The organism is Pseudomonas mandelii (assembly GCF_002251635.1).
GTDB classification, from domain to species: Bacteria; Pseudomonadota; Gammaproteobacteria; order Pseudomonadales; family Pseudomonadaceae; genus Aquipseudomonas; species Aquipseudomonas mandelii_B.
Map to the genome: position 1 here is coordinate 1 of NZ_NMOJ01000194.1, position 13,439 is coordinate 13,439.

Consider the following 13,439-nt stretch of genomic DNA (forward strand, 5'->3'; position numbering starts at 1 on the left):
GTATTGGAATTCGAACATTAATGTTCATTTACGAAAATGGTAGCTGATAAAGTCGCCCACAGCCAGTCAACTTCGATTGAAAATACTGATCGAAGGGCCGGGAAAGGAAAATTTACGAACATTTAGATGTGCGGTATGCCGCGGAGGGTGTGTTACCTGTGCGACTGCTATCGCGAGCAAGCTCGCTCCCACAGGGTTATGCGCAAGCAAGCTCGCTCCCACAGGGTTATGCGCAATCTCTGTGGGAGCGAGCTTGCTCGCGATGGCATCGGTATGAACGACGAAGATATGAAGGCGTTAAACGACTTCCAGCCGAATCTTGTGCTGACTCAACAGCTGCGCCAACGCTGGCGATGGTTGTTGGTCGGTGACCAGGCAATCAATCAGGCTGATCGGCCCCAGGCGAATCATGGCGTTGCGCCCGAATTTGCTGGAGTCCGCCGCCAGGATCACCTGGCGCGCATTGGCAATAATCGCCTGTGAAACCCGCACTTCCTGATAATCAAAGTCGAGCAGGCTGCCGTCTTCATCAATGCCGCTGATACCTACCAAGGCAAAGTCGACCTTGAACTGGTTGATGAAGTCGACACTCGCCTGACCGACCACACCGCCATCACGGCGCACATTACCGCCGGTCAACAGCACATCGAAATCGTCCTTGGCACTGAGCATGGTGGCGACGTTGAGGTTGTTGGTGATGATTTTCAGGTGGTTGTGATTGAGCAGCGCACGCGCGATCGATTCGGTCGTGGTGCCGATATTGATGAACAGCGAGGCGTGGTCCGGGATTTGCGCCGCAATGGCTTCGCCGATGCGTTGTTTCTCATCGCGCATTTGGTCGGCACGCATGGCGTACGCGGTGTTCTCGACACTGGAGTCATAGGCCGCGCCGCCGTGGTAGCGGCGCAGCAGATTGGCGTCCGCCAGCTGGTTGATATCGCGGCGGATGGTTTGCGGGGTGACAACGAATAGCTGCGCCATCTCCTCGATACTGACGTAACCGCGTTCGCGGACCAGTTCGAGGATTTGTTGTTGGCGGGGAGGCAGATTCATGGGGCGTCCTTTGGGCTGCCATACAAAAGTGGCCCATGATGACGCAGCAAGCGGCTCCCCGCCAGTTACAACCCTATAGTTGGCTTATTCAGCGCCTTCGTGCGGTTCCCAGTCGCGGGTGCGGCTGACCGCTTTTTGCCAGCCGGCGTAGAGTTTTTCTTTGGCGGCTTCATCGAGCGTCGGCTCGAATTCGCGTTCGATCACGGCCTTGCCGCGCAACTCGTCCAGGCTGCCCCAGAAGCCACAGGCCAGGCCTGCCAGGTAAGCGGCGCCGAGTGCAGTGGTTTCGCGCATTTGCGGGCGCTCAACCTGGGTACCCAGGATATCGGCCTGGAACTGCATCAGGAAGTTGTTGGCCACCGCGCCGCCATCCACGCGCAGGGCTTTGAGGCGTTCGCCCGAGTCCTGTTGCATGGCGTCCAACACGTCACGGGTCTGGTAGGCAATCGACTCCAGGGCGGCGCGAATGATGTGATCCACGCGTACGCCACGGGTCAGGCCAAACAGTGCGCCACGGGCATACGGGTCCCAGTACGGAGCGCCCAGACCGGTAAAGGCCGGCACCAGGTACACACCGTTGCTGTCCTTGACCTTGCCAGCAAAGTATTCGGTGTCGTGGGCGTCGTTGATGATCTTCAGTTCGTCACGCAGCCACTGAACGGTCGAGCCACCGTTGAACACTGCGCCTTCGAGGGCGTAAGCCACTTCGCCGCGTGGGCCGCAGGCGATGGTGGTAAGCATGCCGTGTTTCGATTTGACCGCTTTGTCACCGGTGTTCATCAGCAGGAAGCAGCCGGTGCCATAGGTGTTCTTGGCCTGGCCGGCTTCCACGCACATCTGGCCGAACAGTGCGGCCTGTTGGTCGCCCGCGATGCCGCCGATAGCGATGCCGCTTTTGGTGTGGCCGTAGATTTCCGAAGACGACTTAACTTCCGGCAGCATTTCGCGCGGTACGTCGAGAATCTCCAGCATCTTCGCATCCCACTCCAGGGTGTGGATGTTGAAGAGCATGGTGCGCGAGGCGTTGGTGTAGTCGGTGACGTGGGTTTTGCCGCCGGTAAATTTCCAGATCAGCCAGCTGTCGATGGTGCCGAACAGCAGTTCGCCGTTGCGCGCACGCTCGCGGCTGCCTTCGACGTTGTCGAGGATCCACTTGAGCTTGGTGCCGGAGAAGTACGGGTCGGTGACCAGGCCGGTGGTGTCGCTGATGTATTGCTCGTGGCCATCGCGCTTGAGCTGCTGGCAGATCTCGGTACTGCGGCGGCACTGCCAGACAATTGCGTTGTAGATCGGGCGGCCAGTGGTCTTGTCCCAGACCACGGTGGTTTCGCGCTGGTTGGTGATGCCGATGGCCGCGACCTGGTCATGGTGCAGGCCGGCTTGTGCCAGGGCCTCGACCATCACTGCGCTTTGGGTGGCGAAGATTTCCATCGGGTCATGTTCGACCCAGCCGGCTTGCGGGTAATGCTGAGCGAATTCACGCTGGGCGGTGCAGACCACGTTGGCATCACGATCAAAGATGATCGCCCGCGAACTGGTGGTGCCCTGATCAAGGGCAATGATGTAGTTCTTATTCTGAGTGTCGGTCATGTCGATTGCCTTGGACGAAAAAAGGGAGAGAGGTCCGGCGCGCGATCTTTTGGGCAGGATCACGCGCCTACGGTATCAAGAAGTTCTTGGTTTGCCGTCAATGGCCGGTGTTGCGTCCTTTGTAGCAGGTATGGCACTGGGCAGATGACGGGCAATCAGCCCGCGATACGCGGCAGCGCCGAGGCAGGCACCGACAATCGGTGCAAAAATCGGAATCAGGAAATATGGGATATCGCGGCCGCCGGTGAGGGAAATTTCACCCCAGCCTGTGAAGAAAGTCATCAGCTTCGGACCGAAATCACGCGCCGGGTTCATCGCAAAGCCGGTCAACGGGCCCATGGCGCTGCCAATCACGGCGATCAGCAGGCCGATCAGCAGCGGGGCCAGCGGGCCACGTGGCAGGCCATTGTTATCGTCGGTAAGGGCCATGATCACGCCCATCAGGATTGCGGTGATGACCATTTCAACCAGGAAGGCCTGGGCCGTGCTCAGCAGCGCATGCGGGTAGGTGGAGAACACCGACGCCAATTCCAGGCTGGCCTGGGAGCCACGAACCATATGGTGAGTTTGTTCGAAATCGAAGAATAAATTGCTGTACAGCGTGTAGACCAAAAATGCGCCGCAGAACGCGCCAGCTATTTGAGCGAGGATATAGAACGGCAGTTTGCGTTTTTCGAAGTCGGCGAAAATGCTCAGTGCGATNCTGACCGCCGGATTGAGGTGAGCCCCGGAAATACCGGCACTCAGGTAGATCGCCATGCTCACGCCGACCCCCCAGATGATACTGATTTCCCACAACCCAAAGCTGGCACCCGCGACCTTGAGCGCAGCAACACAACCGGTACCGAAAAAGATAAGCAGTGCAGTGCCCAGAAACTCGGCCATGCATTGGCTTGAGAGCGACGGTTGTTGTAAAGCAGTTGTCATTGAAAACCTCGTTTTTGTTGTTGTCTGGCGCTTCTTTCATCATGGCCAAAGCGCGTTTTCCACCGAGGCAGAATCCCCATTCTGTTCTCGGCCTGCTACTGGGTGCTGCGATGACACATTCGTACAGTATTCAGATTCGAAAAAATATAGACAAGAAACGCTGCTGTCAAAGGTCGAAAGTGAACCGTCAGTCACAATTCAACTATTAGTCACGTGAATGATCGTATCGTTCACGCGGCGGGCCGATCACGGACGAGCGGCAGGCGGCGCTGCCAAACCGTTGAAACATTGGTGCAATAGAGCCTTTTACCGATCAATGTCCTAGAATCCAGCGCAGGATTTTTCTACTGCCGCCCAGTCTGGAGCTGCCATGACCCCCGCATTGGATTTGTTGAAAAAAGTTCGAGCCGAACATCGCGTGCACAGTTATGAACATGATCCAAAGGCCGCGTCCTATGGGCTGGAGGCTGCGGAGAAACTGGGGCTGAACCCGGAGCAAGTGTTCAAGACCTTGCTGGCCAGCAGTGAGAAAGGTGAATTGTTGGTGGCGGTGGTGCCGGTCGTCGGAAGTCTGGATTTNAAGCACCTGGCTCATGCGGCGGGCGTGAAAAAAGTCGAAATGGCCGATCCTGCCGCTGCGCAACGTGCGACGGGTTATCTGTTGGGCGGGATCAGTCCGTTGGGGCAGAAGAAGCGCTTGCGCACGTTTATCGATAATTCCGCTCAGCCCTTTGCGACCATTTTCGTCAGCGCCGGTCGGCGTGGTCTGGAAGTTGAAATGGCGCCGGCGGTGCTGGCCGAGCACACTCAGGCAACGTTCGCCGATATTGGCCGCGCCTGAATCAGGGAGAAGGTTATGCAGCTTGAGTTTCATCAAGTCGATGCGTTCAGTGATCGGCCGTTCAGTGGCAACCCGGCGATGGTGTATCGGCTTGAGGCCTGGCTCGCCGATGAGTTGATGCAGAAGATTGCCGCCGAGCACAACCTCGCCGAAACCGCCTTCGTGGTGCGCGAAGGGCAGGGCTGGCACATTCGCTGGTTCACCCCGACGACTGAAGTGCCGTTGTGCGGTCATGCGACCCTGGCCAGCGCATATGTGTTGTTTGAAATCTATAAGGAGCCCGTCGAGCGCCTGGATTTCATCTGCAAGTCCGGCCCGTTGAGTGTGAGCCGTGAGGGTGGGAGCCTGTGGCTGGATTTCCCGGCCATTGTGCCGTCTGAAGTGGGTGTGACACTGGATGTCGAACGCGCCTTGGGCGTCCAAGTGGTCGATGTGCTGGGTTCAAATGAGTTGTTTGTCGTGCTGGAATCCGAGCAGGCTGTGCTCGATTGTCAGCCAGACATGGTTGCCCTGGCCAAACTGCCGTGGCCTGGCGCAATCGTCACGGCCAAGGGCGGCAAGCATGATTTTGTGTCGCGGTACTTCGCTCCGGCGATCGGTATTAATGAGGACCCGGTGACCGGTTCGACCCATTGCAGTTTGATTCCGTATTGGTCGAGGCGATTGGGCAAGTCGAGCCTCACCGCGTTTCAATGCTCGAAGCGAGGCGGGGAGTTGTTCTGCAGGCTGGAAGGGGATCGGGTGAAGATTGGCGGGAAGGCGACGCTGGTTGCGAGCGGAACGCTGATGCTCGGTTAATCAAAAATCTAATGTGGGAGCGGGCTTGCTCGCGAAGGCATTTTTGTCCGCGTCGTATCAGCTGGCGGTGGCGTAGCGGCGGACACCGGACTCTACAGTCGGAATCTGCGCCGCCGTGCTGCCCGATGCCTGGAACAACACAAGGTGTTCAGCCGCGACACGTATGCCAACCTCTGCACCCACCAAATGGTCAGCGTGGCTCGGAAAAATCGACTCCAATTGCGCCCCGGTCGGCAGCTGCAAACGGTACAACGTCGACGCCCCCTGGAACGACTTCCCGACAATCCGCGCCTTCAAANCACTGTCCGGTGCGTAGACGATGTCATCCGGGCGCAGCAACACATCCACCGCGCCACCCGTTGGCCAGGTGTAGGCGCGATTGCCGCGTAACTCACCCAATTCAGTCTGCACCGACTCGGGGCTGCTCAGCTGGCCGCGAATGAAATAACCCTGGCCAATGAAGCTGGCCACAAATGGCGTCAGCGGCTCGTGATAGAGGTTGTAGGGCGTGTCCCACTGCTCAAGACGGCCCTCCTTGAAAACCCCCACATGGTCGCTCACGGCGAAGGCTTCTTCCTGATCATGGGTGACCAGAATCGCGCTGGTGCCGCGTGCCTTGAGAATGTCGCGCACCTCATGGCTGAGCTTGCGCCGCAGCTCGCCATCAAGGTTGGAGAACGGCTCATCNAACAGCAGCAGTTGCGGTTCCGGTGCCAGGGCGCGGGCGAGGGCGACACGCTGCTGCTGGCCGCCGGAAAGCTCGTGAGGGAAACGCTTGCCGAGGTTTTTCAGGTTGACCAGTTCCAGCAGCTCGGCGACCACGCGGTCTTTTTGCGGGTGTTTGCGAATTCCGAAGACGATGTTGTCGGCCACGCTCAAGTGCGGAAACAACGCGTAGTCCTGGAACACCATGCCGATCCGGCGTTTCTCCGGTGCCAGGGTGAACCCCGCGCTGGAAATCACTTCGCCGGCCAGGCTGATTTCACCTTCGTGCACGGGCTCAAACCCTGCAATCGCGCGCAAGGTCGTGGTTTTACCGCAGCCCGAAGAGCCTAGCAGGCAGCCGATGTCGCCGGCGTTGAGGTGCAGGTTGAGGTTCTGCACCACCCGTTGATCTTGATAGCCGCACGCCAGATTGCGCAGGTTAAGCAGTAATGGCTGGCTCATGCGTGGTGGTACGACGGCGGGACGAGGAATTCAAGCAGTGCCTTTTGTGCGTGCAGACGGTTTTCCGCCTGGTCCCAGGCCACCGAACGCTCATCGTCGAGCAGGTCGAGGCTGATTTCTTCGCCACGGTGAGCGGGCAGGCAGTGCATGAACAGCACGTCCGGCGCGGCCAGGTCGAGCAGCGCGCGGGTTACCTGGAACGGCGCGAACAGCTTCAGGCGCTTGGCGGTCTCTTCTTCCTGGCCCATGGAGGTCCAGACGTCGGTGCTTACCAGGTGGGCGCCACGCACGGCGTCCTTCGGATCGCGGACGATGGTCACGCGATCGCCGGCCTTGGCCACAAACTCAGGATTGGGCTCAAAACCTTCAGGGCAAGCGATGCGCAGCTGGAAGTCGAACTGGATCGCCGCTTCTATATAACTGTTGCACATGTTGTTGCCGTCACCGATCCAGGCCACGGTCTTGCCCTGGATCGAACCACGGTGCTCCAGGAAGGTTTGCATGTCGGCCAGCAACTGGCAGGGGTGCAGGTCATCGGACAGGCCGTTGATCACCGGTACCCGGGAGTTGGCGGAAAATTCGGTCACGGTGCTGTGGGCAAAGGTACGGATCATCACCGCATCGAGCATGCGCGACATGACCCGGGCGCTGTCGGCGATCGGCTCGCCACGGCCCAGTTGGGTGTCGCGCGAGGACAGGAAGATGGCTTGGCCACCCAGCTGGATCATGCCGGCTTCGAACGACACGCGGGTGCGGGTCGACGACTTCTCGAAAATCATCCCGAGCACACGGTTTTTCAAAGGCTCGAACAGTACGCCGCGGTTACGCAGGTCTTTAAGCTCAATGCCTCGACGGATCACGCTGACCAGCTCTTCGGGCGTGCAATCCATCAGGGAGAGAAAGTGCCTTGCGCTCATCATTAACTACCTTTTTGCAACAGACCGCAGATACTCAAAGCCTTGTTTATTGTTACAACGGGCGAGACCTGCGGCGAAAGCCGCACGGGGCGACGAAATAGGGGAAGGCGCGATCTTATNATTAAATGTCGCGTTTTTCCAATAGGAGGCTTTTTTTCGGCTTCCAACATGTTTCAAGCGTTACAACGCGATCCGCGTTGCAAGCTTGAGAGCAGCATTTGTACACGGTGCCGAAGCTCGATTGCAATCAATGCCGTGATCCGGCTCGCTATCCGGCGAAGAATGGAAGACCGGCTGAACTGCGGTCTCCGGGCCCCTTACAAGCTCGCGGAGTTGTTTGCTGTTACGTTTTCGGGTGCCGGGTATCGGACTGCGCTCAGGTATTATCCGCCCCATTGCGGATTCTCGACTGCGTAAAGTCAAACCCTCCCAGGGAGGGAGCGCTGTATGGCGATCAATAAACCCAGACACACTGGCCTGACACGTCTTCGTCGTGTTTCGCCGGCCTTCGACATGGCTGTCATTTCTACGGTCATGGGCTTCGCAATTATTGCAAGCACGATTTACCCAGGTGTTCCGAGCGCAGTGGTTGGCGCCATCGTCGGCGCTTTTATCGGCGTGAAGAATTTCAGGGATGACGCGATTGCAGATTGATTCGACCCAGTTTTTGGTAGTGGGGGGATTGGTCGCAACTGGAATCTACCTGGGGGCTTCGTTGCTCGCGCGATCGACGCCGGACCTGAAGCATGGCGCTGCCCTGGTGGTGGCGTGGTTCACGGTGGTGAGCGTCATTGATATTGCTTTGCAGGTCTATCAAGCCGAGCCTCATCAGTTGGGCATCCTGGCAAACCAGAAAGCTATCATCCTGATCGGGTCCGGCGTGATGCTTTGGCTGGCGGTTGGCGGAATATGGACGGCACTGGCCTCACCGCTTAAAAAGAAGACGTCGAAGATTTCTCAGCCTCAGTGAGCCTGTCTGTGCGGTCGAACGCATGTTTTGACGAGGTCGTTTCGTGTCTTGTCTGTTGTTCAAGGCGCCGGCGGTCACCGTGTCCTGGATGAAACATTTGCTAATGCAAAGTGCTGGGTTATAACTAACTCACGAGTGACGCAGGAAGCCTTCGGAATGGAATCGAAAGAACAGCTGTTAATGGATTTACTTGGCCTCACGGCCCGCTCCTTGACCCACCTCACCGCTTCCATGACGTCGATGTCCTTCGAATTGATGCGCAGTGAAGACGAAGTGACCAAGGCGGCCGGTCGACGCATGATCGATCGCATGGCAACCATCAGCACCGGGCTCGACGAGCACTGGCGACTGATCGGCGAGCTCACCGGCGTACATATCGCCCAGGAACAGATCGAAACCATTCAGGAGATCCAGTTGCAGGCGCCGCCGCCCAGGTTGCCGCCGAACTGATCGTGCGCGGCCATCGGCTGGCCTGATGGTCGCCGATTCACAAGACGAACGTCGCTGGCGCAGTCGCGGGTCACGCGCCATAGTTTTGTTCCCGCGGCCGATATTGCCCGCCCAGAACAAAAGAGACTGGCCATGACCAAGACTCTCCATCACCGTGCCTGCCACCTGTGTGAAGCCATCTGCGGCCTGACCATCGAGACCTCCGAGGTCGAAGGCAATGGCGTGCAGATCACCTCAATCAAGGGCGACCCGCTGGATACGTTCAGCCGCGGGCACATCTGCCCCAAGGCCGTGGCGCTGCAGGACATCCAGAACGACCCGGACCGCCTGCACCAACCGATGTTGCGAGTGGGCAGCGAATGGCAGCCTATCGAGTGGGATGACGCCTTCAGCCTTGTCGCCGAACGCCTGGCGGCGATTCAGGAGCATCACGGGCAGAATGCGGTGGCGGTGTATCAGGGCAACCCCAGCGTGCACAACTATGGGTTGATGACCCACAGCAACTACTTCCTCGGTCAGCTCAAGACACGCAACCGGTTTTCCGCGACCTCGGTCGATCAGTTACCTCATCACCTGACCAGCCATTTGATGTACGGCCACGGTCTGCTGCTGCCGATTCCGGACATCGACCACACCGATTTCATGCTGATCCTCGGTGGCAATCCGCTGGCCTCCAACGGCAGCATCATGACCGTGCCGGATGTGGAGAAGCGCCTGAAGGCGATTCAGGCCAGGGGCGGCAAAGTGGTGGTGGTCGATCCGCGTCGCAGCGAAACAGCAGCGATGGCCGATCAGCATCTGTTCGTGCGGCCAGGTGGCGACGCGGCGCTGTTGTTCGGGTTGCTCAACACCTTGTTTAGCGAAAACCTGACCCGTGACAGCCATCTGCCGGTAGACGGTCTGGATGAAGTCCGTCAGGCGATCGCCACATTCACTGCCGACACCATGAGCCCCTTGTGTGCGGTGCCGGCAGAACAGATTCGTCAGTTGGCCCGGGATTTCGCGGCGGCGCCGACAGCGGTCTGTTATGGCCGGATGGGCGTCTCGACCCAGGCCTTCGGCACGCTGTGTCATTGGCTGGTGCAACTGATCAACCTGGTCACCGGCAACCTCGACCGCGTCGGCGGTGCGTTGTGCACCGAACCTGCGGTGGATCTGGTGGCCTCGACGTCGGGNGGGCATTTCAATCGCTGGCAGAGCCGGGTGTCCGGGCGCCCCGAATACGGCGGCGAATTGCCGGTGTCGGCCCTGGCGGAAGAGATGCTGACGGGCGGGGAAGGGCAGGTCCGCGCGCTGATCACCGTGGCCGGCAATCCGGTGCTGTCCACACCCAATGGCCGGCAACTGGAGCAGGCGCTGGACGGGCTGGAGTTCATGGTCAGCATCGACCTGTACATCAATGAAACCACGCGNTANGCCGACCTGATTTTGCCGTCCACCTCGGCGTTGGAAAACGATCACTACGACACCACGTTCAATATGTTCGCCGTGCGCAACGTCACCCGTTTCAATCGCGCGATTCTGCCCAAGCCTGCGGGCGCGTTGCATGACTGGGAGATCTTTGTCGGCCTGGCCCAGGCTTTTGCGGCGAAGACCGGCAAGGAGCTGAAACCGACTATCGCACCGGCGCAGATGATTGATCGTGGGTTGCGGATGGGGCTGTATGGTGATGCCTCGGAGCACAAGCTTTCGTTGGCGACGCTGTTCGATCACCCGCACGGTGTCGATCTGGGCGCGCTCAAATCAAACCTGGCGCCACGCCTGAAAACCGCCAACCAGCGAGTCCAGGCCGCGCCGGCTGCGATTCTCGCCGACCTTGCCCGCTTCGCCGCACTGCAAGCACCGGCTGCCGACGAATTGCTGATGATTGGTCGTCGCCATGTGCGCAGCAATAACTCGTGGATGCATAACTATCACCGACTGGTGAAGGGCAAGCCGCGCCATCAACTGCACATGCACCCGGATGACTTGGCCAGTCGGNAATTGNGTGACGGGCAGCGTGTGCGGGTCAGTTCGCGGGTCGGCGTGATCGAAGTGGAAGTGGTCGCCAGCCTGGACATGATGAAAGGCGTGGTCAGCCTTCCTCACGGTTGGGGGCATGCACGCCCAGGCGTGCAGATGACGATCGCCAGTAGTCAACCGGGCTCCAGCGCCAATGACCTGACCGATGAATGTCAGCTCGACGAGTTGTCGGGGAATGCGGCGTTGAACGGTGTTCCGGTGACGGTGGCGGCGGCTTGATTGTGTCTGTCGGGGAGACCGAGCATGGCGCTCGGGTTTCCGTTACAATGCGCCACCGTGCCGACCTGTGAGTCGCGAAGTTCCTGCAGAGGTGTTCCATGGATATCATCGAAACGATCAAAGAGCAGATTGCCAACAACACCATTCTGCTTTACATGAAGGGCGCCCCGAACGCTCCTCAGTGCGGTTTCTCCGCGAAGGCGTCCCAGGCCATCATGGCGTGTGGCGAGAAATTCGCTTACGTGGATATCCTGCAAAACCCGGAAATCCGCGCCAACCTGCCGAAGTACGCCAACTGGCCTACCTTCCCACAGCTGTGGGTCGGTGGTGAGCTGGTCGGCGGTAGCGACATCATGACTGAAATGTCGGCTGATGGTTCGCTGCAAGCCACGATCAAGTCTGCTGTTGAAAAGGCTGCTGCCAACAAGACCGAAGCCTGATTCCGTCTCTGTAGGCATTAAAAAGCCCCGCCTCTGTAAAAGAGTGCGGGGCTTATAAGTTGACTGGACTACCGCTTTCGCGAGCAAGCTTCGCTCCTGCTGTTGAAAAGGCTGCTGCCAACAAGACCGAAGCCTGATTCCGTCTCTGTAGGCATTAAAAAGCCCCGCCTCTGTAAAAGAGTGCGGGGCTTTTTATTGTCTCGAGTTTAGCGGGCGCTAACTTACTCTTCACCCATCTGCGATTGCAGATAGTTCTCAAGACCGATTTTATCGATCAGGCCCAATTGAGTTTCCAGCCAGTCGATGTGTTCTTCTTCGGACTCAAGGATATCTTCGAGCAATTCACGGCTACCGAAGTCACCCACGGTTTCGCAATGAGCGATGGCAACCTTGAGGTCGGCATGACCGGTTTTTTCGATACGCAGGTCGCACTCCAGCATTTCCTGGGTGTGCTCGCCGATCTGCAGCTTGCCCAGGTCCTGCACGTTCGGCAGACCTTCCAGGAACAGGATGCGCTTGATCAGCGCGTCCGCGTCCTTCATTGCCTTGATGGACTCTTTGTATTCACGCTTGCCCAGCTTTTCCAGGCCCCAATCGTCATACATGCGCGCATGCAGAAAGTACTGATTGATCGCGACCAGCTCATTGGCAAGGATCTTGTTGAGATGTTGGATGACTGTAATGTCGCCTTTCATGATGGGGTCCTGCCCTGTATTAGCTGTCAATAAGCCAGAGTTTGAGCGGCGAACCCCTTAGTGTCAAACCTAAGTTATTGAATAATAAATGAAAATTAATCTGAATAAGAATGTTTGTGTTCCGCGTCTTGGCGCTAACTAATTGATTTCCAGACATAAAAAAACCGGACATCAAGTCCGGTTCTTTGGAATAGGGTAATTACGCGGCAGTAAATTCTACTGGGAACGGAATCGCAGCCTGGGCCGATTGCAATTTGGTCAGGGTTTCACGCACCACTTCCTTGGCAAGGCAGGCGCATTTACCACATTGGCTGGCAACGCCGGTGGTTTCACGTACTTCCTTGTAGCTGCAGCAACCTTCGTAGATTGCTTCGCGGATTTGTCCGTCGGTGACGCCAGTGCAGAGGCAGACATACATAAGGGAGAACCATCGCTGGTGGTGACTCAGTTGCGATGGATCTTAATGTTAACGAGAATGATTGTCAAAGTTGTTTCTGAAAGCTTTGCGTTATAAGCGCGTATGACTGACGAACGGTTTTCATCCAGGCATCTGCCATTACCTGCTGCGATGGCCAATTTGTTGCGCCGATGAAAAACCGTTGAGGACAGCTCAAAAACGCCGTGTATGATGGTCGGTCCTTGCGAAGGGGGTCGTGTCACAGGGCTGTCGCCTGAGGGTGGCAGGCTGACGCGAACCCAGTTCTTCACGATATATAGACCAGGAGATATTCCATGAGCGTACTCGTAGGCAAACAAGCCCCGGATTTCGACGTACCTGCCGTCCTCGGCAATGGCGAAATCGTTGACAGCTTCAAACTGTCTGAAGCCATCAAAGGCAAATACGGCCTGGTGTTCTTCTACCCGCTGGACTTCACCTTCGTCTGCCCTTCGGAGCTGATCGCTCTGGACCACCGCATGGACGATTTCAAGGCGCGCAACGTTGAAGTGGTAGCCGTTTCCATCGACTCCCATTTCACCCACAACGCCTGGCGCAACACTGCCATCAATGATGGCGGCATCGGCAAAGTCAAATACACCATGGCTGCCGACATGAAGCACGACATCGCCAAGGCTTACGACGTTGAGTCCGAAGGCGGCGTGGCGTTCCGTGGCGCGTTCCTGATCGACGACAAGGGCGTTGTGCGCTCGCAGATCATCAACGACCTGCCGCTGGGCCGTAACATGGAAGAGCTGATCCGTCTGGTCGACGCGCTGCAATTCCACGAAGAGCACGGCGAAGTGTGCCCTGCCAACTGGAAAAAAGGCGACAAAGGCATGAACGCTTCGCCAGAAGGCGTTGCGGCTTACCTGACCGAGAACGCTGGCAAGCTGTAAGCCACGTTCGACGCA

The 13,439-nt window shown here is 58.0% G+C and carries 15 protein-coding genes; 8 read left to right on the forward strand and 7 right to left on the reverse strand.

Annotated features, from left to right (window positions below):
* Positions 1-297: 297 nt before the first annotated feature.
* From B7L09_RS23860 to B7L09_RS23870, 3 genes are all read right to left on the reverse strand, one after another.
* A complete protein-coding gene (locus tag B7L09_RS23860; RefSeq protein ID WP_094470891.1) occupies positions 298-1,053 on the reverse strand; it encodes a DeoR/GlpR family transcriptional regulator in 756 nt (251 codons plus the stop codon).
* Between the two features lie 84 nt (positions 1,054-1,137).
* Positions 1,138-2,643 (reverse strand): glycerol kinase GlpK, encoded by a 1,506-nt coding sequence (gene glpK / locus B7L09_RS23865; RefSeq protein WP_094470892.1) that lies wholly within the window; start codon positions 2,641-2,643, stop codon positions 1,138-1,140.
* Positions 2,644-2,718: 75 nt separating this feature from the next.
* The gene (locus tag B7L09_RS23870) at positions 2,719-3,570 is read right to left on the reverse strand and encodes an MIP/aquaporin family protein (protein WP_094470893.1); all 852 of its coding nucleotides are present in this window, start codon (positions 3,568-3,570) and stop codon (positions 2,719-2,721) included.
* A 370-nt stretch (positions 3,571-3,940) separates the two neighbouring features.
* Between B7L09_RS23870 and ybaK the strand changes: the two genes are divergently transcribed.
* Both ybaK and B7L09_RS23880 read left to right on the forward strand, forming a co-directional pair.
* Positions 3,941-4,411: a Cys-tRNA(Pro) deacylase gene (ybaK, locus tag B7L09_RS23875; protein ID WP_094470894.1), complete on the forward strand. Its 471-nt coding sequence runs from the start codon at positions 3,941-3,943 to the stop codon at positions 4,409-4,411.
* 15 nt (positions 4,412-4,426) lie between these two features.
* Positions 4,427-5,209, forward strand: coding sequence for a PhzF family phenazine biosynthesis protein (locus B7L09_RS23880; RefSeq protein WP_094470895.1), 783 nt, complete (start codon positions 4,427-4,429; stop codon positions 5,207-5,209).
* Positions 5,210-5,266: 57 nt separating this feature from the next.
* Here the strand turns inward: B7L09_RS23880 and B7L09_RS23885 are convergent, their stop codons facing one another.
* Both B7L09_RS23885 and argF read right to left on the reverse strand, forming a co-directional pair.
* The gene (locus B7L09_RS23885; protein ID WP_094470896.1) at positions 5,267-6,376 is read right to left on the reverse strand and encodes an ABC transporter ATP-binding protein; all 1,110 of its coding nucleotides are present in this window, start codon (positions 6,374-6,376) and stop codon (positions 5,267-5,269) included.
* Complete coding sequence (gene argF, locus B7L09_RS23890; protein WP_094470897.1) at positions 6,373-7,293, reverse strand: ornithine carbamoyltransferase; 921 nt, start codon at positions 7,291-7,293, stop codon at positions 6,373-6,375. Before argF ends, B7L09_RS23885 begins: the two co-directional genes overlap by 4 nt.
* Positions 7,294-7,740: 447 nt before the next feature.
* On the opposite strand from argF, the gene B7L09_RS23895 reads away from it, so the two are divergent.
* From B7L09_RS23895 to grxD, 5 genes are all read left to right on the forward strand, one after another.
* On the forward strand, positions 7,741-7,947 hold the full coding sequence (locus tag B7L09_RS23895) for a hypothetical protein (RefSeq protein WP_094470898.1): 207 nt from the start codon (positions 7,741-7,743) through the stop codon (positions 7,945-7,947).
* Positions 7,928-8,263, forward strand: a complete 336-nt coding sequence (locus B7L09_RS23900) for a hypothetical protein (protein WP_094470899.1) — start codon at positions 7,928-7,930, stop codon at positions 8,261-8,263. Before B7L09_RS23895 ends, B7L09_RS23900 begins: the two co-directional genes overlap by 20 nt.
* Before the next feature lie 156 nt (positions 8,264-8,419).
* Positions 8,420-8,713, forward strand: a complete 294-nt coding sequence (gene plzR, locus B7L09_RS23905; protein WP_077749897.1) for a PlzR type 4 pili assembly inhibitor — start codon at positions 8,420-8,422, stop codon at positions 8,711-8,713.
* Between the two features lie 132 nt (positions 8,714-8,845).
* Positions 8,846-10,954: a molybdopterin oxidoreductase family protein gene (locus B7L09_RS23910; protein WP_094470900.1), complete on the forward strand. Its 2,109-nt coding sequence runs from the start codon at positions 8,846-8,848 to the stop codon at positions 10,952-10,954.
* Between the two features lie 98 nt (positions 10,955-11,052).
* On the forward strand, positions 11,053-11,394 hold the full coding sequence (gene grxD, locus B7L09_RS23915; protein WP_094470901.1) for a Grx4 family monothiol glutaredoxin: 342 nt from the start codon (positions 11,053-11,055) through the stop codon (positions 11,392-11,394).
* A gap of 221 nt (positions 11,395-11,615) precedes the next feature.
* Here the strand turns inward: grxD and bfr are convergent, their stop codons facing one another.
* The gene (gene bfr / locus B7L09_RS23920) at positions 11,616-12,089 is read right to left on the reverse strand and encodes a bacterioferritin (RefSeq protein WP_094470902.1); all 474 of its coding nucleotides are present in this window, start codon (positions 12,087-12,089) and stop codon (positions 11,616-11,618) included.
* Positions 12,090-12,288: 199 nt separating this feature from the next.
* Positions 12,289-12,507 carry a bacterioferritin-associated ferredoxin gene (locus B7L09_RS23925; RefSeq protein WP_094470903.1) on the reverse strand — a complete coding sequence of 73 codons (219 nt, stop codon included), beginning with the start codon at positions 12,505-12,507 and terminating at the stop codon, positions 12,289-12,291.
* Between the two features lie 314 nt (positions 12,508-12,821).
* Here B7L09_RS23925 and B7L09_RS23930 point away from each other — a divergent pair, with 314 nt between their 5' ends.
* Positions 12,822-13,424, forward strand: a complete 603-nt coding sequence (locus B7L09_RS23930) for a peroxiredoxin (RefSeq protein WP_003172097.1) — start codon at positions 12,822-12,824, stop codon at positions 13,422-13,424.
* Positions 13,425-13,439 lie beyond the last annotated feature (15 nt).

Coding starts and splice junctions, on each gene's coding strand:
- argF (WP_094470897.1), bottom strand. CDS start 7,293: ATGAGCGCAAGGCACTTTCTCTCCCTGATGGATTGCACGCCCGAAGAG.
- B7L09_RS23895 (WP_094470898.1), top strand. CDS start 7,741: ATGGCGATCAATAAACCCAGACACACTGGCCTGACACGTCTTCGTCGT.
- bfr (WP_094470902.1), bottom strand. CDS start 12,089: ATGAAAGGCGACATTACAGTCATCCAACATCTCAACAAGATCCTTGCC.
- B7L09_RS23900 (WP_094470899.1), top strand. CDS start 7,928: ATGACGCGATTGCAGATTGATTCGACCCAGTTTTTGGTAGTGGGGGGA.
- B7L09_RS23860 (WP_094470891.1), bottom strand. CDS start 1,053: ATGAATCTGCCTCCCCGCCAACAACAAATCCTCGAACTGGTCCGCGAA.
- plzR (WP_077749897.1), top strand. CDS start 8,420: ATGGAATCGAAAGAACAGCTGTTAATGGATTTACTTGGCCTCACGGCC.
- B7L09_RS23880 (WP_094470895.1), top strand. CDS start 4,427: ATGCAGCTTGAGTTTCATCAAGTCGATGCGTTCAGTGATCGGCCGTTC.
- glpK (WP_094470892.1), bottom strand. CDS start 2,643: ATGACCGACACTCAGAATAAGAACTACATCATTGCCCTTGATCAGGGC.
- B7L09_RS23930 (WP_003172097.1), top strand. CDS start 12,822: ATGAGCGTACTCGTAGGCAAACAAGCCCCGGATTTCGACGTACCTGCC.
- B7L09_RS23925 (WP_094470903.1), bottom strand. CDS start 12,507: ATGTATGTCTGCCTCTGCACTGGCGTCACCGACGGACAAATCCGCGAA.
- grxD (WP_094470901.1), top strand. CDS start 11,053: ATGGATATCATCGAAACGATCAAAGAGCAGATTGCCAACAACACCATT.